Raw genomic sequence first — 19,719 nt, forward strand, 5'->3', positions numbered from 1 at the left:
TTTCCACGAATGGCCTTCTATGAATTCTTTCTATGAATGGCTTTCGACGAAGTCGCTGAGATAGTCCGGCAGCTCTATTCCGTCGATGTCGCAGCGCGCGCGGATCTCGCCGGCGACGTCGGTCGAGATGTCCTTCATCCAATGCTCGAGCGTGTTGAACGAGATCACCTTGATGGGGTCGTTGAAGCAGCCGGCGACGAGCTCGCCGATGGTCGCTTCGAGATCGTTGCGTTCGATGCGAATTTCGGTCGCCTCATCGCGGCGATCGATCACCACGAACAAGGTCTGGTCTGCGCCATAGGGCACGACGGGGGACGATACGCCAGCTTCAAGCATCCTCAGGGCACTCGCGACTTGGCTTCCGGACTTGGCTTCCGATCCCGTTAACGGGAAAAACCAGCAGAAGGTTCCTGCGCGATCCCGTGAAGTGTCAGAGAAACTCTCGCCAGCGCGACAGCTCGATGACGTGCTCGGGCGAGAGGACTTCGGTCACCAGCGGCGGTTGCGCTGCCGTGCGGATCTCATAGAGATGCCGGGTCGTCGCCGGCTTTGCCGTGAAAGCAGAAATGCATTCGTCCAGCGTGCCCTCGATCACCTGATAGGGCGTGCTATCCTCCCGGCGCTGATTTGCCAGGGACGGCCATTTGTACAAGACCGCAGGCGCACTGAAATCGACCTTGGACTCTCCGACAACGTCCCCCATCGTCTCGCCTCACGCAAAAAATGCCCCAGCACGCGGGTTCGCGGGCCGGGGCCTACACCTGTCGCTGCATCTCAATGCCACGGCGACCCAACGCAGCAGCCGGAAAAAGGTTCCCGGCCGCCTTGCCGCAATCAGCTTGCCGCCGCCGCGATCTTGAAGCCAGGACCAGGCTCCTCGCGACTGACCTCCGGCGGCAGCCCGGCGTAGCGCCGCAAGGCTTCCGCCATCTGCACCCGGCCCGGCACGCCGGTGATCACCACGTCGACCATGGTGAAGGACGAGTGGAAATGGCCGTGCGCCTTCAACTGCTCGACCGGGACGCCTGCGGCCGACATCGCCTCGGCATAGGCGATGCCTTCGTCGCGCAGCGGATCGAACTCGCAGGTTGCCACGAAGGCCGGCGGCAGTCCGGCGACCTTGCCGCGCAGCGGCGAGACCCGCGGATCGGTGCGGTCGGCGGGCGAGCAATAGAGGTCCCAGAACCAGTACATCAGCGAGCGCGTCAGGAAGTAGCCGACCGCATTGTCGTTGTAGGAGGGACGATCGAAGGTGCAATCGGTGACCGGGCAGATCAGGAGCTGGCCGGCGATCTCGGGCCCGCCGCGGTCGCGGGCGAGCTGGCAGGTGACGGCGGCGACGTTGCCGCCGGCGCTCCACCCCGCGACCAGCACCGGGCCCGGGCTGCCGCCAAGCTGTTCGGCGTGCTCGGCGATCCAGCGCGTTGCGGCATAGCCGTCTTCGGCCGCGGTCGGGAAGCGATGCTCCGGCGCGTGCCGATAGCCGACGCTGACGAACATCATGCCGGTCCGCCGCACCATGTCGCGGCAGAACGGCTCGTCCGATTGCTCGTCGCCGAGCACCCAGCCGCCGCCGTGGAAATAGACCACGACCTTATGCGGTCCCGGCGTAGCCGGCTTGTAGACGCGGTAAGGCAACGCGCCGCCCGTGACGGGCAGGGTGCCATCGACGATGTCGCCGATCGGCCGCCCTGCGGGCCGGCCCTTGTTGAACTCGTTGACGAAGGCGCGCGCGCCTTCCGCGCCCATCGACTCGATCGGCGGCAGGTTCAGTGTCGCGAGCAGGCCCAGCACCAGCCGCACGTCCGGCTGCAGGCGCACCACCTCGCCGTCATTGCATTGCCCGGCGCCTCCCGGACCGGTGAGCTTGAAACCGAGCATGCCGCGGCTGACCACCTCGTCGCAGATGCTGCGATAGGGGCCGACGCCGCCGGTATAGGGCATCAGGCCCTGCACCTTGCCGGGCACATTGGCGCCCGTGTACCAGGTGTTGGCGAGCCGGTGCAGCGTTAGCATCGAGCAGTCGGCCATGTGCCTGTTCCAGCCGGCCTGCGCCGTCTCGGTCGGCTCCATCGTGGTGAAGCCGGCATTGCGCAGCGCGGCCAGGCGGTCGACCACCCAGTCGACATGCTGCTCGATCGACACCGCCATGTTCGAGAGCACCGAGGGGCTGCCGGGGCCGGTGATCATGAAGAAGTTCGGGAAGCCTTCCACCGTGAGCCCGAGATAGCTCTGCGGTCCCTGCGCCCAGACGTCGGTGAGCGACTTGCCGCCGCGCCCGGTGATCGGATGCACGGCGCGGATCGCGCCGGTCATGGCGTCGAACCCGGTCGCGAACACGATGACATCGACGTCGAAATTGCGCTTGGCCGTCGTGATGCCGCCGGCGGTGATCGCCTTGATCGGCTCCTGGCGCAGATTGACCAGGGTGACGTTCGGCCGGTTGTAGGTGGCGTAGTAATTGGTCTCCAGGCAGGGGCGCTTGGCGCCGAAGGGATGGTCATCCGGCATCAGCGCAGCCGCCGTTTCGGGATCCTTCACGGCCGCGCGGATCTTCTCGCGGATCAGGTCCTGGACGATCTTGTTGCCGTCGATATCGACGGCCTGGTCGGCCCAGAGCTGGGTCAGGATGTGGACGAGGTCGCCCGCCGCCCAGGCCCGTTCGAACCGCTCGCGACGTTCGGCGTCACTGAGCTGCCAGCTCACGACCGTTTGCTGCGGATAGGGCACGCCGGCCATCGACTGTCGCGCCTGCTCGCGATAGGCTGAGCGATCGCTTTCAAAGAAGGTCTTGCGGTCCGACGGCGCCGGGCCGTTATGCGCCGGCAATGCGAAGTTCGGCGTGCGCTGGAACACGGTCAGATGCGCCGCCTGCTCGGCGATCAGCGGGATCGACTGGATCGCCGACGAGCCGGTGCCGATCACCGCGACGCGCTTGCCCGCGAGATTGACGCCGTCATGCGGCCAGCGTCCGGTGAAATAGACCTCGCCCTTGAAATCCTTGACGCCGTCGATCTCCGGCGGCTTCGGCGCCGAGAGGCAGCCGGTGGCCATGATGTAATGGCGGCAGGAAACCGGTTCGCCATTGTCGGTGGTGATGAGCCAGCGCTCGGCCTGCTCGTCCCATTTGGCTTCGGTGACCTTGGTCTTGAAGCGGATGTCGCGCCTGAGATCGTAGCGGTCGGCGATGAAGCCGAGATAGCGCAGGATTTCGGGTTGGGTCGCGTATTTCTCCGACCAGGTCCAGGCGGTCTCGAGCTCAGGATCGAAGGTGTAACTGTAATCGATGGTCTGGATGTCGCAGCGTGCGCCGGGGTAGCGGTTCCAATACCAGGTGCCGCCGACGTCACCGGCCTCGTCGAGGCCGACGGTCGAGAAACCGGCCTTGCGCAGGCGATGCAGCAGATAGAGGCCGGCAAATCCGGCGCCGACCACGGCGACATCGACCTGCTGAGCGGTTCCGCGTTTCTCGGTGGCACGAGTAGCAACCATTGCGTCAGACATCGCATTCCTCCCGTATGTTTCGTTTTGCCGGCAGGCTATCGCTGCAGGTTCAGCTTGTCATCAGAGCAAGTGCAATCTTCGGTGGTCGTTTGCGGCGGCATCGTGGCCACGTGAATGTCGCGGCGCTACACGCATCGCGATGCACAATGGCCGTGATTACCCGGATAATCATGCCCGATCCGCCTGTGTATGCTTGCGGTTACAAGCCACGCGTAGCGACCGAGCGTCATGCCAGAGTTGAGTGAGCGGACCAAAGCGAACATGGACGTCGTCTTGGAGGAGACATGCCGGCAATTGCCGCATGGCGGCGATCACGACAGTCGCAGGTTCATCGCCGAGCGCCTGATCGAGGCCGCGCAGGCCGGCCACGCCACGCTCGGTGAGCTCGGCATCGTCGCGCGGCACGCGCTGGCGGAGATTCTCGCAAAGCGCGATGAGTGAGCCGCCGCGAGGCTTGCCTCCTGGCGCGCCGCGGACATAACCTCACGGGAACCTGTCCGCGCATCGAGATCCCGAGATGCGATCCCTGCTTGCGCTCATTGCGGCTTCCGCATTTTTTTTGCTCGCCGGCTCGGCCGTGGCTCAGCCGGTCGGACAGTTTCCGTTCGCACTGACGCGTGAAGGACAGATGCTCGGCGCCGTCGAAGGCGAAGTGGCGTCGTTCAAGGGACTGGCCTATGCGGCCCCTCCGATCGGCGCGCTGCGCTGGCGTTCGCCGCAGCCGACGCCCGAAAGCTCGGAGATGCAGACTGCCTACGCGTATGGCGCGCCGTGCCTTCAACCGGCGCTGCGTGATGCGAGCGAGGATTGTCTCACGCTGAACGTGTTCCGTCCCTTCGGGGTCGACGGTCCGCTGCCGGTGATGATGTTCATTCATGGCGGCGGCTTTGTCGGCGGCACGGCCAATGAGCATCTGTTCGATGGTGCGAGGCTGGCGCAGGCCGGCCTCATCGTCGTGACCGCCAATTATCGCCTCGGCGCGCTCGGCTGGCTTGCTCATCCCGCGCTGTCGGAAGGCGGCTCCGGCAATTACGGCCTGATGGACCAGATCGCCGCGCTGCACTGGGTTCACGACAACATCGCGGCCTTTGGCGGTGATCCCGATAATGTCACCTTGTTCGGCAGCGACGCAGGCGCGACGTCGATCGCGCTACTGATGCTGTCCGCGCACGCGCGTGGTCTGTTCCAGAAAGCCATCCTGCAATCACTCCCGGCGCGCGCGCGACTGCGCTCGGTGCAGGAGGCGGAGGCGATGGGCCGGCAGTTCGTGACGGCGCTGGGACCGCAGGCGGATGTGCGCGCCGCAGAGCCGCGTCGCCTGCTGGCCTCTCAAAATCGTCTCCTGGAGACGTCGCGGCGCAGCTTCGCGCCGATGATGGATGGAAGCCTGGTGACCGAGGACATTGCCGCCGGCTTTGCGGCCGGACATCAAAGCCGCATTCCCCTGATCATCGGCTCCAACGACGACGAGACCGGCTTCGACAGCGAGTTCGATACCAAGGAGGAGGTGGCAGCGTCAGGTATCCCGAGCGATGAGCTGCGCAAGCTCTATCCCGAGATCGTCAGGTCCTCAGACCTTGCGGCAAGGTTCTATACCGACAAGGTCTTTTCCGAGCCCGCAAGACTGCTGGCCCGCCTGCATGCCGCAAGCGGCACGGCAACCTTTCGCTATCGCTTCGCCTATGTGCCGGAAGCCCGGCGCGCCAGTCCCGAGGGCGGGCACGGGCGGGAGCTGCAATTCATCTTCGGCGCGGAAGGCGTACCCGGGGCGGGCATCTTCTCGCGCGGTGATCGCGAGGTTGCGAGGCGCATGGGATCCTATTGGGTCAACTTCGCCAGGAGCGGCGATCCCAACGGCCCCGATCTGCCGCATTGGGACGCTGCGGCGGGCCGCGATCGCCTGCTGCTGATCACGAACGATCGCATCGCGAGCGGCGACGATCCATTCGCGGAGCGTCTCGACCGGCTCGCGCGCTAGCGCGATAGAATGGAGTGGGCTTTAAGCCGCGAGCTCGACGCGGGGAGCCGGCGTCAGCCGGTCTTCCTCGAGATAGTCCATCGCGCCGTCCTTCTCGACGGCGTAGAACTGCTGGCCGTCCCGCGACTTGAAGGCGGCGCGCACGATGCCGCGGCGGCCCTTGTCACTGTTGACGACGTCCCCCAGCGCAAACTTCTTCATCTCACGTCTCACTTGTCTTCAGGCCGACTGCTTCGGCCACATCAGGATTTTGGGCGGCAAATCGTTAACGGCTTGCTAACCATGCCGGTTTGCCTATGCTCGCCGCCGGTCGCGCGGGCACTGGCACGCGCCTGTTGCCATTGAGACGAGCCCCATGACGCGATTTCCGACCCTGTTTCTGTCGCATGGCGGCGGCCCCTGGCCGTTCATGGAGGACAGGCGGATGCAATATGCCAAGACCGCCCAGGAGTTCGGCCGGCTGCCGCAACTGCTTCCCGCGCGGCCAAAGGCCGTGCTCGTCATCACCGGCCATTGGGAGGCCGACGCCTTCACCGTGTCGACCTCGGCGCATCCGCCGATGGTGTACGATTATTACGGTTTCCCCGAGCATACCTACCACATCAAATATCCGGCGCCGGGCAGGCCCGAGCTTGCCGCGCAAGTGAAGGCGCTGCTGACGCACGCGGGTCTCGATTGCCGGGAAGATCCCAATCAGGGTTTCGATCACGGCACCTTCGTGCCGCTCGGACTGATGTATCCCGATGCCGACATGCCGATCGTGCTGCTCTCGCTAAAGTCGGCTTACGATCCGGCCGAGCACATCAAGGTCGGCGAGGCGATCGCATCGCTGCGCGACGAAGGCATCCTGATCGTCGGCAGCGGGCTGACCTATCACAACATGCGCGGCTTCAACCGGCCGGAGTCCAAGCCGGTCTCCTACGATTTCGAGGCCTATCTGAACGAGGCGATCAGCAATCCGGATCCGGCCCGCCGCAACGCGATGCTGGTGGATTGGGAGAATGCACCCAGCGCGCGCCTGGCGCATCCGCGCGAAGACCATCTGCTGCCGCTGATGGTGGCCGCCGGCGCCGCCGGCCGCGACATCGGCCGGCGCGTCTTCGTCGACGAAGTCGCGAGCGTCGCGATGGCGTCCTATGTGTTTGGATGATTGATTCCACCTTCTCCCCTTGTGGGAGAAGGTGGCGCGAAGCGCCGGATGAGGGGTTGCTTCAGCGAACTCAAATGCGAGAGGTTCATGTGCGGAGAGAGACCCCTCACCCGTCTCGCCGCTACGCGGCGAGCCACCCTCTCCCACAAGGGGAGAGGGACATTCACCCGTATCGCAGCTTCATCACCAGAATGCATCCGGCGAGCACGATGGTGATGGCGTTGGCGGCGACGAGCGGGGCGTCGCCGGAGAGCAGGCCGTAGATCAGCCAGAGTAGCAGGCCCAGCACCATGACCAGGAACATGCCGAGCGAGATGTCTCCGGTGGAGCGGGTCTTCCACACCTTGATGGCCTGCGGCGCGTAGGCCACGGTGGTGCAGGTAGCGGCGGCAAAGCCGATCAGCTTGATGACGAAGGGGTCCATGCCGGCTCTATAACATGGATTCGAGGACGGTCATGCTTCAGGCGCGGGAAGTCATGAGATCACGATACAGCGCGGCATATTCGCCGGCGCGGCCACGCCAGGAGACGTCGGTCGCAAGGCCGTTTCGCTGCAGCCGGCGCCAGGTCGGCTTGTCGTGGAAGGCGGTGTTGGCCTTGCGCAAGCTGCCGGCGAGGGCCTCCGCCGTCACGGGTGCGAACTTGAAGCCGGTGGCATCGCGGCCGGAGGCGTCGGCCTCGCCGACATCGACGATCGTGTCCTCGAGCCCCCCGACGCGTGAGACGATCGGGACGGCGCCATAGCGCAGCGCGCAGAGCTGGGTCAGGCCGCAGGGCTCGAAGCGCGAAGGCACGATCAGCGCGTCTGATCCGGCCTGGAGCAGGTGCGCCAAAATCTCGTCATAGCCGATCACGACGCCGATCCGGCCTGGATTGGCGCGGGCGGCGGCCTGATAGCGGTCCTGGAGATCGCGGTCGCCGCTGCCGAGCAGCGCCAGCTGCATGCCTTCGCGCAAAATGGTCGGAATCGCCTCGAGCAGGAGATCGAGACCCTTCTGCCATGACAGTCGGCTGATGACGCCGAGCAGCGGCGCCTCATCCGAGGAATCGAGGTTGAACTGCTGCTGCAGCACCGCCTTGTTCGCGGCCCGGAACGTGAGGTCCTCCGCGCCGTAGCGGTAGGCGATGTGCGGATCGTCCTGCGGATTCCACACGGAGATGTCGATGCCGTTGAGGATGCCGCTGAGCACGCTTGCGCGTGCGCGCAACAGGCCGCCGAACCCCATGCCGCCTTCGTCGCTCTGGATCTCCCGCGCATAGGTCGGCGATACCGTGGTAATGCGGTCGGCGAATTGCAGGCCGGCCTTCAGGAAGCTGATGCCGCCGAAATATTCGAGCTCGTTGACGTTGAACGCGCCCCAGGGCAGGCCGATCGCCCCGATCAGCTCCGGCGCGAACTTGCCCTGATAGGCCATGTTGTGGATGGTCATCACGGTCGCGGGCCGCGGCCGATTGTCGTAATGCAGATAGGCGGGTGCGAGCCCGGCCTGCCAGTCATGGGCGTGCACGACATCGGGAACGAACGTCGGAACGAGGCCGTGACCGATATCGGCGGCGACACGGGACAGCGCCGCAAAGCGCACGCCGTTGTCCGGCCAGTCGACGCCCTCGGAGGTGACGTAGGGATTGCCCGGCCGCGCATAGAGATGCGGCACGTCGAGCACGAACAGATCGAGCCCTTCGTGGGAGCCGGCAAGCAGCCGCCCGGGACCGCCGAAATAATCGGGCCAGGTCCGGAGCTCCGCCGCGCCGGAAACCAGCCGCATCACGTCGGGATAGCCCGGCATCAAGGTGCGCATCTCGACGCCGTGCGCCTTCAGCGCGATCGGCAGCGCGCCGGCGACATCTGCAAGGCCGCCGGTCTTGACGATGGGATAGACTTCAGAAGCGACCGCGAGGACGCGAACAGGCGTCATTTATTGAGCCCGTCGATCATCGGCTGGGTGATCAGCGAGATGCCCTGCTCGGTGGTGCGGAATCGCTTCGCGTCGAATTCGGGGTCTTCGCCGACGACGAGCCCTTCGGGAATCTCGACGCCGCGGTCGATCACGACGTTCTTCAGCCGCGCACCGCGGCCGACATTCACATAGGGCATGATCACCGCGTTCTCGACATTGGCGTAGGAGTTGATGCGCACGCCGGTGAACAGCAGCGAGCGCCGCAGCGAGGCGCCCGAGATGATGCAGCCACCTGAGACCAGCGAGCTCACCGCCTGGCCGCGCCGGCTTTCCTCGTCATGGACGAATTTGGCCGGCGGTGTGATTTCCGAATAGGACCAGATCGGCCAGGCGCGGTCGAACAGATCGAGCTCCGGCACCACGTCGGTGAGATCGATGTTGGCGGACCAGTAGGCGTCGACGGTGCCGACGTCGCGCCAGTAGGCGGTGTTGTTGCGGCTGGAGCGGACGCAGGAGGTCGAGAACTGGTGCGCGATCGCGCGGCCGTTCTTGACGAGATAGGGAATGATGTCCTTGCCGAAATCGTGGTTGGAGTTCGGGTCCTCGGCGTCGCGCCTGAGCTGGTCGAACAGAAATCTGGCGTTGAAGACGTAGATGCCCATGCTGGCGAGCGAGACGTCCGGCTTGCCGGGCATCGGCGGCGGATCTTTCGGCTTCTCCAGGAACTCCTGGATCCAGCCGTTCTCGTCGATATGCATGATGCCGAAGCCACTGGATTCCGCGCGCGGCATTTCGAGACAGCCGACCGTGACGTCGGCGCCGCTCTCGACATGCTGGCGCAGCATCACCTCGTAATCCATCTTGTAGATATGGTCGCCGGCCAGCACGACGATGAAGCGGCAGGCGTGGGATTCGATGATGTCGATGTTCTGGTAGACCGCATCCGCCGTCCCGACATACCACATGTTCTCGGAGACGCGCTGGCTTGCGGGGAGGATGTCGAAGCTCTCGTTGCGCTCGGGGCGGAAGAAGTTCCAGCCCATCTGAAGGTGCCGGATCAGGCTGTGCGCCTTGTACTGGGTCGCGACCGCAATCCGGCGGATGCCCGAATTGACGGCATTCGACAGCGCGAAATCGATGATGCGGGACTTGCCGCCGAAATAGACGGCGGGCTTGGCGCGCCGGTCAGTCAGCTCCAGGAGCCGGCTGCCGCGTCCGCCCGCCAGGACGAACGCCAACGCCTGACGGGCGAGCGGTTCACTACCGACGGCACTCATGTCATCCTCCCAAACTCTGGCATTTCGAGGCTTTTTGTCGCCAGAAGCCCCGCGGTCCCGCGCCCACTGGAACCGATAGTAACGGTACGCATAGTAAATCGGGAAGTAGGTTGTTGGTTGCGAACGCGGGAAGCTTAATGCTTTCGACTTGGCTATCCAGCAGCGCGCCATGCGCGGGACTTGTGCGCCGCACGCAAATCCGGGTTTTGAATCCGGACTTTGACTTGGCGCAAGGATGCCCGATCATGGTGTTGCGATCCTTTTCCAAGCAAGTCAGACAGGGAGTAAGACGATGAGGATCTGGAGAACGGCAATTGCCTGTGTGCTGGCCGGCGCGGTCGTCGCCGGCGAAATTCAGCAGGCGGCGGCGGCCCCGCTGCCGACCAACGTCGCGACCATGAAGGCCGCAGCCGGCAATGACGTCACGCAGGTGCATTGGCGCGGCGGCGGCTGGGGCTGGGGCCTTGGCGGTCTCGCCGCCGGCGCGATCATCGGCGGCGCCATCGCCAGCGGCGGCTATGGCTACTACGGCGGTCCGTATTACGGCGGCTATGGCTATCCGGGCTACGGCTATGGTTATGCGCCGGCCTATTACGGCGGCTACGGTTACGCCCCGGTCTATCCGCGATATTATCGGCCGTATCGTCCGTACTACGGCTATGGCTACGGCTACCGCCCGTACCGGGTTTATCACCGTCACTATTATCGCCGCTATTGGTGAGCCCTCGGGCTCTGGCTATGAGCATGGTCTGCGCGCAAACGCGTTCTGTGTTTGCGCGCACAATCGCGTTGCGATGGAGCCGGCCGGCGTGGACTGCTCTTTCGCGGAAGTAACAATGTGTGATGGCACGGCCGCACGTTGCGCGCCGCAGGTTTGGAACTCCAGGGAACAAATCGTCGTTTGCAGTGCCGGGCGGGCCAACCGGGAGCGGTGCCGTGCAAGCGCAGCCGACGCTATTGTTTTGCCTAGCCATGTTTTCGTTTTCAGTCGTTTCCGTTGCCCGCGCCGAAAGCGGGCTTGCCTCTTACTACGGCTATGGAAAAGCCGGTAAAGGCGGCGAACTCACCTGCGCCCACCGCACGCGCCCGTTCGGCAGCGTGCTCAGGGTGTCCTATGGCAGCCGCTCGATCCAATGCCGTGTCAACGATCGCGGCCCGTTCATCCGCGGCCGTATCGTCGATCTCTCGGTGTCCGCCGCCCGCGCACTCGGCATGATGAGCGCGGGTGTGGTGCGAGTCTCCGTGGAATAGGCCGGCCCGCACGCTATAGTGCTGCCCAAAGCATTGGGGAGCACGATGGCAGGAATCAGGGTGGGACTCGTCGGTTGCGGCTTCGTGTCGGAGTTGCATATGTATGCGTTCCGGCGCGTCTATGGCGTGGACGTCGAGGTCGCAGCGGTCGCCGCGCGTGGCGAGAAAGTCATCGCGTTCGCGCAGCACCACAATATCCCGCGCGTCTATCGCAGCTTTGCAGAGCTGATCGCGGACGGCGAGATCGACGTCGTCGACATCTGCACCCCGCCCAATCTTCATGCCGAAATGATCGTCGGTGCCATGCAGGCCGGCAAGCATGTGATCTGCGAAAAGCCGTTCGCCGGCTATTTCGGCCGCGACGGCGACGCGCAGCCGATCGGCAAGCACGTGCCGAAGGCGCTGATGTATCAGCGCGTGATCGAGGAAATGGACAAGACCCGCGCCGCGATCGAGCGCACCGGAAAACTCTTCATGTACGCCGAGGACTGGGTCTACGCGCCCGCGGTGACCAAGACGGCGGAGATCATCAGGGCGACGAAAGACAAGATCCTGTTCATGAAGGGCGAGGAAAGCCATTCCGGCTCGCACGCGGCCCATGCCGCGCAATGGGCGATGACCGGCGGCGGCTCGCTGATCCGCATGGGCTGCCATCCGCTCTCGGCCGTGCTCTATCTCAAGCAGGTCGAGGCCAAGGCGCGCGGCGAGAGCATCCGTGTCGCCAGCGTCACCGGCGACGTCGGCAACGTCACGGCGTCTCTCAAGCCCGAGGAGCGCGGCTACATCAAGGCCAATCCCGTCGATGTCGAAGACTGGGGCACGCTCACCGCCACCTTCACCGACGGCACCAAGGCGACCGTGTTCTCCGGCGACATGATCATGGGCGGCGTGCGCAACCTGATCGAGACCTACACCAGCGGCGGCTCGCTGTTCGCCAACATCACCCCCAACAATCATCTGATGAGCTACCAGACCAGCGAGGAGAAGCTCGCCAGCGTCTACATCACCGAGAAGGTCGATCGCAAAACCGGCTGGCAATATGTCTGCCTCGAGGAGGAATGGACGCGCGGCTATTTGCAGGAGATCCAGGATTTCATGGAATGCGTGGCGACGGGCCGGCAGCCGCTGTCGGACCTCGCGCTGGCCTACGAGACGATCAAGGTAAATTACGCTGGCTATTGGGCGGCGGAGGAGGGACGGCGGGTGGTGTTGTAGGGCCGCTGAAGAGACCACAGGCACGCTGCTATCCTTCTCCCCTTGTAGGAGAAGGTGGCGCGAAGCGCCGGATGAGGGGTATCTACCCGAGAATTCAGACGGCGAGAGGTTCACGCGTGGAGAGAGACCCCTCACCCGTCTCGCCGCTTCGCGGCGAGCCACCCTCTCCCACAAGGGGAGAGGGGAAGACGGCGCCGATGCTCGCTATCCATTTCAGCGCGTTCAATACTACGTCCCGTAGGTCGATCCCTTCGGCAGCGGAAACACCGGGTCTTGTGTGCGGATGTTGGTCGGCCACACCACCGAGATGTGCTCGCCGGCATTCTGCATCACGACAGGCGTCGAGCGCTCGTTCTGGCCGGAGAGCGGGCTGCCCGGCGGGAAGAATTTCACGCCGTAGCCCTGGATGGTGCCGCCGGCGGGAATGTCGACGTCGAGCGCGGCTTTGCGGATGGCCTCGGGCTCGAAGCTGCCGTACTTCTCCTTGGCGACCGGCAGCACGTTGTTGAGCAGCACCCAGGTCTGGTTGAAGCCCATCGAGCAATGCGGCGGCACGTCGGTGGCGCCGGTGTTGGCCTGGTAGCGCGAGACCATGGTCTTGATCAGATCGCCGATGCCCGGCGCGAGTTTGGACGGATCGAGCAATTGCGCCGGCACCGGGTCGATGTTGCAGAAATTGTCGATGTCGGCGCCAAACGTGGCGCGCAGCTTGTCGAGCTGGCTGTAGCCCGCGCCGGCGCCGAACAGCATCTTGAAGCGCAATCCGCTCTCGCGCGCCTGGCGCAGGAACAGGGTGATGTCGGGGTTGTAGCCGGCATGCGAGATCACGTCGGCCTTGGCGCGCTTGATCTTCGTCACGAGCACCGACAGGTCGGGCGCCGAGGCCGAATAGCCCTCGCGCAGCACGACCTGGATGCCGGCCTGCTTGGCATAGGCCTCATCGGCGGCGGCGACGCCGACGCCGTAGGGCCCATCCTCGTGGATCAGCGCGACCTTGACCTCCTTGGGATCCATGCCGAGCTTGGCTTGCGCGTGCTCGGCGAGGAAGCCGGCAAAGGCCTGGCCGTACTGGTCGGAATGGATCTGCGCGCGGAACACGTATTGCAGGTTCTTGTCCTTGAACACGGCGGTCGAGACCGCGGTCGTGATCCAGAGGATCTTCTTCTGCTGCTCGACTTTGGCCGCCATCGGCACCGCGTGCGCGCTGGAATAGACGCCGTTGATGATGTCGATCTTTTCCTGGCTGATCAGCCGCTCGGCCTCGTTGATGGCGACGTCGGCCTTGCTCTGGGAGTCCGCCGCAACGGGCACGATCTTGGTCTTGCCGCCGATGCCGCCCTTTTCGTTGACGAGATCGATGGCGATCTGCGCGCCGACCGAGGAGGCGACCGAGCCGCCGGCCGCGAACGGCCCGGTGAGGTCGTAGATCAGGCCGATGCGCAAATTCTCGGCCTGCGCCTGGGCCCTGGTCCAATCGAGGCTGAGTGTGGCGGCGGCAGCCGCCGTACCCTTCAGCAGCTGCCTGCGTGAAGTCGGCATCCTATCCTCCCTCAAAACCGTCTTGTGTTTGGTTGTTATTGTTCCGCGAAGTATGGGGAACCGGATCGAAGAAAGTCAACATGGCGAAAGTCGAGGTCTGTCCGCGGCGTTATGGAACGCACTTGCGAAATGACGGCGAGATGGCCCGGCGGCCATCGCCGCGTGGTCACTGCCTGAGACGGCTGGCCAGATAACGCGCCGTCTTGCCGCCGGCTTTGGCGACCCGCTCGGGCGTCCCCGCCGCGACGATGCGGCCACCCTCGTCGCCGGCGCCGGGGCCGAGATCGATGATCCAGTCGCTGTGCGCGACGACGTCCATGTCATGCTCGACCACGATCACGCTGCTGCCGGCGTCGACGATCCGCTCGAGCTGGGCAATCAGCCGTTCGACATCGCGCGGGTGCAGGCCGGTGGTTGGCTCGTCCAGGACATAGAGCGTGTGCCCGCGTTGCGGCCGCATCAGTTCGGTCGCGAGCTTGATGCGCTGGGCTTCGCCGCCGGACAATTCGGTGGCGGACTGGCCGAGGCGGATATAGCCGAGACCGACCTCGCGGACGACCGACAGCGAACGGTTCAGCGTGGCATCGCCCTCGAAGAAGGCGAAGGCCTCGTCGACGCGCATCGCCAGCACATCCGCGATGGACTTGCCGCGGATCTTCACCTCCAGCGTCTTGTCGTTGTAGCGCGCGCCCTTGCAGGTCGGGCAGGGCGCATAGACGCTCGGCAGGAACAGCAACTCGACGCAGACGAAGCCCTCGCCCTCGCAGGTCGCACACCGGCCTTTCGCGACATTGAACGAGAAGCGCCCGGCATCGTAGCGGCGCGACTTCGCCTGCGGCGTCGCCGCGAACAGTTTTCGCACGTGGTCGAACAGGCCGGTATAGGTCGCAAGGTTGGAGCGCGGTGTGCGGCCGATCGGCTTCTGATCCACGACGACGAGGCGGCTCACCTGGTCGAGGCCGCCAACGATCTTGCCACCGAGGGTCTCGACCGTCGGGGCCAGGCTGTCGTCGTCGTCAGTGGGGAGCGTATGGCCGAGATGCGCGGCCACGGTGTCGACCAGGAACTGGCTGATCAGGCTCGACTTGCCGGAGCCCGATACGCCGGTGACGCCAGTGATGACGCCGAGCGGAATGTCGACGTCGAGGCCGCGAAGATTGTTGCGGACGACGCCCCTGATCTTCAGATGCCCCTTCGGCTCGCGGCGATCAGCCGGCAGCGGCTTTCTTGGTCGCGAGATATAATGGGCCGTTCGCGATTGTGCGATGTCACCGAGCCCAGCCGGCGGCCCGCTGTAGAGGATGAGCCCGCCGCCGTCGCCGGCGTCGGGACCGACATCCACCAGCCAGTCGGCATGCCTGATCACCTCGATCTCGTGTTCGACCACGAAGATCGAATTGCCCGCGCGCTTCAGCCGGTCCAGCGCCCGCAGCAGCGCCTCGGTGTCGGCGGGATGCAGGCCGGCGGACGGCTCGTCGAGCACATAGACGACGCCGAACAAATTGGAGCGGACCTGCGTCGCCAGGCGCAGGCGCTGCAATTCACCGGGCGACAGCGTTGGCGTGCTGCGCTCGCAGGCGAGATAGCCGAGGCCGAGGTCGAGCAGCACGGCGAGGCGCGCCGTCAGATCCTCGCAGATGCGCCTGGCGACGACGATCTTCTCCGACTTGTCCGCCGAAGCCTTTGCGAACGGCCTGATCAACTCGTGCAGCTGCTTGAGCGGCAAATGCGACATCTCGGCGATGTCGAGCCCGGCGAATTTCACCTTGAGGGCCTCGGGCTTCAGCCGCGTGCCATGGCAGGTCGGGCAGTCCTGGGTGATCATGAATTGCGCGACGCGGCGCTTCATCATCGCGCTCTCGGATTTGGCATAGGTCTGCATCACGTAGCGCTTCGCGCCGGTGAAGGTGCCCTGATAGCTCGGCTCTTCCTTGCGGCGCAGGGCGCGCCTGACCTCGGCGGCATCGTAGCCGGCATAGACAGGAACGGTCGGCTGCTCCTCGGTGAACAGGATCCAGTCCCGGTCCTTCTTCGACAGCTCGCGCCAGGGCTTGTCGACGTCGTAGCCGAGCGTCGTCAGGATGTCGCGCAGGTTCTGGCCCTGCCAGGCGCTCGGCCAGGCCGCGACGGCACGCTCGCGGATGGTCTTGGTGTCGTCGGGCACCATCGACTTCTCGGTGACGTCGAGCATCCGGCCGATGCCGTGGCAGGTCGGGCAGGCGCCCTCCGGCGTGTTCGGCGAAAACGCCTCCGCATAGAGCATCGCTTGGCCGCGCGGGTAGTCGCCGGCGCGGGAATAGAGCATCCTCAGCAGGTTCGAGATGGTGGTGACGCTGCCGACGGATGATCGCGTCGTCGGCGCGCCGCGCTGCTGCTGCAGCGCCACCGCGGGCGGCAGGCCTTCGATGTCGTCGACTTCAGGGATCTGCATTTGGTGGAACAGGCGCCGCGCGTAGGGCGACACCGATTCCAGATAGCGCCGCTGCGCCTCGGCGTAGATCGTTCCAAAGGCCAGCGAGGATTTGCCGGAGCCCGATACGCCTGTGAACACGACGAGGGCGTTGCGGGGAATGCGGACGTCGAGGTTCTTCAGGTTGTGCTCGCGCGCGCCGCGGACCCGGACGAAGCCGTCGTCCTGCAGCAGGCTGTCGGATTGTCTCGGTCGATCGTCCATCTCGCCTCCTTCGGCCCCCGTGGGGGAACAACGGCAGGATCGCAGGATGGGTCCTTTGATGCCAGCGCGCCTGTGAGGCTAAACAGCATCGGTGCTTGTCGAAACGGGTGCCGCGCAGGCGATCCTCAGCCTGAGGGCCCTCCAACGGCGGGCGTCTCGAAGGATGGTCGCGGCCGAGCTCGCTGCCAAAGGCGATCGCCCTGCGGTGGCAGGGCGGGACCTTGCAAGAGGCGTTCGGCCGGCGGCAAGCCGCGCCTCAGACGATGAAGTCCCTGGCGTTGAGATCGGCCGCATGGACGCCGTCCAGCGTGATCGTGTCGCTGGCCGTCAGGTGAACCACCGCATTGCCGGCGCTGTCGTCGCTGATCAGGCTCTTCAGATCGGCCCAGCCTGCAAAGCCGTAAGCGTGGACGTCGATCACGTCATGCTCCGGCGCGGTGCTGCCGGCGGCCTTGTTGCCCTGATCGAAATCGTTGATCACGTCCTGGCCCGAGCCTGCGTTGAACACGAACAGATCGTTGTTCGGTCCGCCCCAGAGCTGATCATCGCCGCCGCCGCCGTTGAGGAGGTCGCGGCCGCCCGTGATCGAGCTGCCCACGGCCGGGGCGTAGATGTTGGCATCGCCATACAGCCAGTCGCCGCGTGCGCTGCCCACGAGGATGTCGTTGCCGCCATGCGCGTTGCCTGACATGTTCGAGGCATCACCGAACATGGTGATCGACGTCGAATCGGGATTGCCGTCGACGGCTGCGATCAGCACGTCGTCGCCGCCGCGGGCGTTGCCGCTCATGTAGTCCGCGTCCCCGGCCATGAACGCACCCCCGGATCGCGCTTCGGTGCCAACCGTGTAGACGAGAATATCGTTGCCGCCACGTGCCTCGCCCAGCATGTCGGGCGCATCGCCGAAGATCGATGCGGCGCCATAGACGCCGGCCTGGGTGACGTTGATGATGTCGTTGCCGCCTTGGGTCTCGTCGTTCATGGTCGTACCCGCATCGCCGACGAACGTCCCGTACGCCCTGTTTCCCATCGTGCCCGTGATGAAATCATTGCCTCCGCGCGCTTCTCCGCTCATCGCCATCTCGGCGTCGCCGAACAGAGAGGTGGTCGTATAGATCGTATCTGTGGCGTCGACGTTGAGAACGTCATTGCCGCCATGGGCATGGCCGGACATCGTCCGCGCGTCGCCGTCGACGGTGACATAGACGCCGAAGCCCGCGACATCGGCGACGAAATGGTCGTTGCCGCCGTGCGACCGTCCCTGCAGATCCTCATCGTCGCCGACCAGCAGCAGGGTGCTGGGCCCGCCATCGACTGTTGCGATCATGGTGTCGTTGCCGCCGCGGCCGTCGATCGGCAGACCGGGATCGCCGAATACGAGCACGAGCTCCTGGCTTCCGACGTTGGTGATGATCGTGTCGTTTGGCATATGGCGCATCGCGAAGGCTCCCCAGTTCATATCCGGCGCGGAGCGCGGCGAGCATCATGCCCGCGCGCCGCGCTGCGGCCCTGCCGCGTCGCACATCATCTTTGCTTTGATGGCGGAGATTGGCCCGCGGTGCAGCTTGATTGCGGCCGGGGAACGTCATCGGCGCGCGCGCGTCGTCAGGCTGTCATGAAACCCGGTATCGCGCGGAGTGGGCAAAACGACTGGTCCGCTGCAGCTCGAAAAGCGTAGGCGGAAGCGTGCCCACGATCCCTTTGAAACGAAGGGAGATGGTGGGCACGGCGCTTTGCGCCGTTGCCCACCCGACGATAGCTGGTTCGCCCTCAGCCGGGCCCCGCGCCCTGCGTTGCCGTGAACACCGCGTAAAGCGACTGGCTTGCGGCCATGAACAGCCGGTTGCGCTTGGGGCCGCCGAAGGTGATGTTGCCGCACACCTCCGGCAGGCGGATGCGGCCGAACAGCTTGCCCTCCGGTGACCACACCGTCACGCCGCTATAGCCGACGGCGCGGCCGGCATTGCTGGAGGCCCAGACATTGCCGTTGACGTCGCAGCGCACGCCGTCCGGCCCGCACTTCACGCCGTCGACCACGCATTCGCTGAACTTCTTGAGGTTCGACAGCTTGTTGTCGCTGCCGACGTCGAACACGAAGATCTCGCCCTTGCCGCCGGGTCCGGTATCGCCCGGTCCCTTGCCGGTCGAGGCGACGTAGAGCTTCTTGTAATCCGGCGAGAAGCAGAGGCCGTTCGGATCGGGCACCTGCTCCTCGGTGACGACGAGGTCGATGCGGCCGGAAGGGTCGATGCGATAGCAATTGGTCGGCAGCTCGCGCTTGCCCGGTGTGAAGCCGGCTGGCTGTCCGATCCGCGGATTGAGCTTGCCGCCGGCATTGCTCGCGCCCCCCGCCGCATCCGGCTCGCCCTCGTAGAGCTGGCCGCCATAGGGCGGATCGGTGAACCAGTAGCTGCCGTCGGGATGCGCGACGACGTCGTTCGGCGAATTCAGTTTCTTGCCGTTGTAATTGTCGCAGAGAACTGTGGCGGTACCGTCATGCTCGTAGCGCGTCACCCGGCGGGTCAAATGTTCGCAGGAGAGCTGGCGGCCCTGGAAGTCGAAAGAGTTGCCGTTGGAATTGTTGGACGGGGTGCGGAACACGCTGACCCGGCCGTCGTCCTCGCTCCACCGCATCTGCCGGTTGTTGGGAATGTCGCTCCACAGCAGATATCGTCCTTGCGCGCTCCAGGCCGGGCCTTCGGCCCACAGCACGCCGGTGTAGAGACGCTTGATCGCGGTGTTGGGCTGCGCGAGATCGTTGAAGGACGGATCGACTGCGATGATGTCGGGGTCCCAGAAATAAGTCGTCGGCGCGCCGTGCGGGCCGAAATCGCGCGGCGGGGTCGTGATGGTGGTCGGCGGTGCGGCGGGGCCGGTCTGGGCCAGCGCAGGGCCGGCGACGGTGGCGGCGGCGCCAAGCGCAAGCCCTCGGACAAGTGTTCGTCGTGAAAGCGCAAGCTCCTGCTCACGCTGTTCCTGGCGTGTCATCGCGTCCTCCCAAGTCATGTTCGGCTGGCCGGTTGATCCGGCCGAGCAACTGGAGGTTAATGCGGTCCCGCGCCGGTTGCGAGGGTGGAATTGGATGCGCACGATGGCTCGGAGCCGCAATCCCGTCATATTCGAATGCGTTTGGAGCAGACGCGCTTCGCGTCCGTTTTACGCCGTTTGCAAGGCTCGAAAATGTTCCGCCGGCTTGAGTAAAAATCTCCCTGCGGCAAAGCGCGGCATGTCAC

General features: G+C 65.1%; 17 protein-coding genes. 6 read left to right on the top strand and 11 right to left on the bottom strand.

The window, feature by feature from the left end:
• Positions 1-30: 30 nt before the first annotated feature.
• The 3 genes from RPS27_RS21125 to RPS27_RS21135 all read right to left on the bottom strand — a co-directional run bounded on the left by RPS27_RS21125 (position 31) and on the right by RPS27_RS21135 (position 3,504).
• Positions 31-336 (bottom strand): hypothetical protein, encoded by a 306-nt coding sequence (locus RPS27_RS21125; protein ID WP_194403810.1) that lies wholly within the window; start codon positions 334-336, stop codon positions 31-33.
• Positions 337-430: 94 nt separating this feature from the next.
• The gene (locus tag RPS27_RS21130) at positions 431-703 is read right to left on the bottom strand and encodes a hypothetical protein (protein ID WP_313754229.1); all 273 of its coding nucleotides are present in this window, start codon (positions 701-703) and stop codon (positions 431-433) included.
• A gap of 131 nt (positions 704-834) precedes the next feature.
• On the bottom strand, positions 835-3,504 hold the full coding sequence (locus tag RPS27_RS21135; RefSeq protein WP_313754230.1) for an alpha/beta hydrolase fold domain-containing protein: 2,670 nt from the start codon (positions 3,502-3,504) through the stop codon (positions 835-837).
• 261 nt (positions 3,505-3,765) lie between these two features.
• Between RPS27_RS21135 and RPS27_RS21140 the strand changes: the two genes are divergently transcribed.
• Complete coding sequence (locus RPS27_RS21140; protein ID WP_249131937.1) at positions 3,766-3,945, top strand: hypothetical protein; 180 nt, start codon at positions 3,766-3,768, stop codon at positions 3,943-3,945.
• 76 nt (positions 3,946-4,021) lie between these two features.
• Positions 4,022-5,482, top strand: coding sequence for a carboxylesterase family protein (locus tag RPS27_RS21145; RefSeq protein WP_313754231.1), 1,461 nt, complete (start codon positions 4,022-4,024; stop codon positions 5,480-5,482).
• A 21-nt stretch (positions 5,483-5,503) separates the two neighbouring features.
• Here RPS27_RS21145 and RPS27_RS21150 read toward each other — a convergent pair whose 3' ends face one another.
• Complete coding sequence (locus tag RPS27_RS21150) at positions 5,504-5,683, bottom strand: hypothetical protein (protein ID WP_194403805.1); 180 nt, start codon at positions 5,681-5,683, stop codon at positions 5,504-5,506.
• 154 nt (positions 5,684-5,837) lie between these two features.
• Between RPS27_RS21150 and RPS27_RS21155 the strand changes: the two genes are divergently transcribed.
• The gene (locus RPS27_RS21155) at positions 5,838-6,632 is read left to right on the top strand and encodes a class III extradiol ring-cleavage dioxygenase (RefSeq protein WP_313754232.1); all 795 of its coding nucleotides are present in this window, start codon (positions 5,838-5,840) and stop codon (positions 6,630-6,632) included.
• 163 nt (positions 6,633-6,795) lie between these two features.
• Here RPS27_RS21155 and RPS27_RS21160 read toward each other — a convergent pair whose 3' ends face one another.
• Genes RPS27_RS21160 through glgC form a run of 3 tightly spaced genes read right to left on the bottom strand, consistent with a single transcriptional unit; the run spans position 6,796 to position 9,807 of the window.
• The gene (locus RPS27_RS21160) at positions 6,796-7,056 is read right to left on the bottom strand and encodes a SemiSWEET transporter (RefSeq protein ID WP_211416380.1); all 261 of its coding nucleotides are present in this window, start codon (positions 7,054-7,056) and stop codon (positions 6,796-6,798) included.
• 37 nt (positions 7,057-7,093) lie between these two features.
• On the bottom strand, positions 7,094-8,548 hold the full coding sequence (gene glgA, locus RPS27_RS21165; protein ID WP_313754233.1) for a glycogen synthase GlgA: 1,455 nt from the start codon (positions 8,546-8,548) through the stop codon (positions 7,094-7,096).
• The gene (glgC, locus tag RPS27_RS21170; RefSeq protein ID WP_194403801.1) at positions 8,545-9,807 is read right to left on the bottom strand and encodes a glucose-1-phosphate adenylyltransferase; all 1,263 of its coding nucleotides are present in this window, start codon (positions 9,805-9,807) and stop codon (positions 8,545-8,547) included. The genes glgA and glgC overlap by 4 nt, the downstream gene beginning before the upstream one ends.
• 292 nt (positions 9,808-10,099) lie before the next feature.
• Between glgC and RPS27_RS21175 the strand changes: the two genes are divergently transcribed.
• The 3 genes from RPS27_RS21175 (at position 10,100) to RPS27_RS21185 (ending at position 12,273) form a co-directional block, all read left to right on the top strand.
• On the top strand, positions 10,100-10,528 hold the full coding sequence (locus RPS27_RS21175) for a hypothetical protein (RefSeq protein WP_313754234.1): 429 nt from the start codon (positions 10,100-10,102) through the stop codon (positions 10,526-10,528).
• 215 nt (positions 10,529-10,743) lie between these two features.
• Entirely contained in the window at positions 10,744-11,058 is a 315-nt protein-coding gene (locus tag RPS27_RS21180) for a septal ring lytic transglycosylase RlpA family protein (protein ID WP_313754235.1), read from the top strand.
• A 45-nt stretch (positions 11,059-11,103) separates the two neighbouring features.
• Positions 11,104-12,273, top strand: coding sequence for a Gfo/Idh/MocA family oxidoreductase (locus RPS27_RS21185; RefSeq protein WP_313754236.1), 1,170 nt, complete (start codon positions 11,104-11,106; stop codon positions 12,271-12,273).
• 228 nt (positions 12,274-12,501) lie between these two features.
• Here RPS27_RS21185 and RPS27_RS21190 read toward each other — a convergent pair whose 3' ends face one another.
• The 4 genes from RPS27_RS21190 to RPS27_RS21205 all read right to left on the bottom strand — a co-directional run bounded on the left by RPS27_RS21190 (position 12,502) and on the right by RPS27_RS21205 (position 19,474).
• Positions 12,502-13,812 carry an ABC transporter substrate-binding protein gene (locus RPS27_RS21190; RefSeq protein WP_313754237.1) on the bottom strand — a complete coding sequence of 437 codons (1,311 nt, stop codon included), beginning with the start codon at positions 13,810-13,812 and terminating at the stop codon, positions 12,502-12,504.
• A gap of 166 nt (positions 13,813-13,978) precedes the next feature.
• Positions 13,979-16,486 carry an excinuclease ABC subunit UvrA gene (uvrA, locus tag RPS27_RS21195; RefSeq protein ID WP_313754238.1) on the bottom strand — a complete coding sequence of 836 codons (2,508 nt, stop codon included), beginning with the start codon at positions 16,484-16,486 and terminating at the stop codon, positions 13,979-13,981.
• Between the two features lie 256 nt (positions 16,487-16,742).
• The gene (locus tag RPS27_RS21200; protein WP_313754239.1) at positions 16,743-17,924 is read right to left on the bottom strand and encodes a hypothetical protein; all 1,182 of its coding nucleotides are present in this window, start codon (positions 17,922-17,924) and stop codon (positions 16,743-16,745) included.
• 332 nt (positions 17,925-18,256) lie between these two features.
• Positions 18,257-19,474, bottom strand: coding sequence for an SMP-30/gluconolactonase/LRE family protein (locus RPS27_RS21205; RefSeq protein WP_313754240.1), 1,218 nt, complete (start codon positions 19,472-19,474; stop codon positions 18,257-18,259).
• Positions 19,475-19,719 lie beyond the last annotated feature (245 nt).

The organism is Bradyrhizobium sp. WYCCWR 12699 (assembly GCF_032144035.1).
Lineage (GTDB): Bacteria > Pseudomonadota > Alphaproteobacteria > Rhizobiales > Xanthobacteraceae > Bradyrhizobium.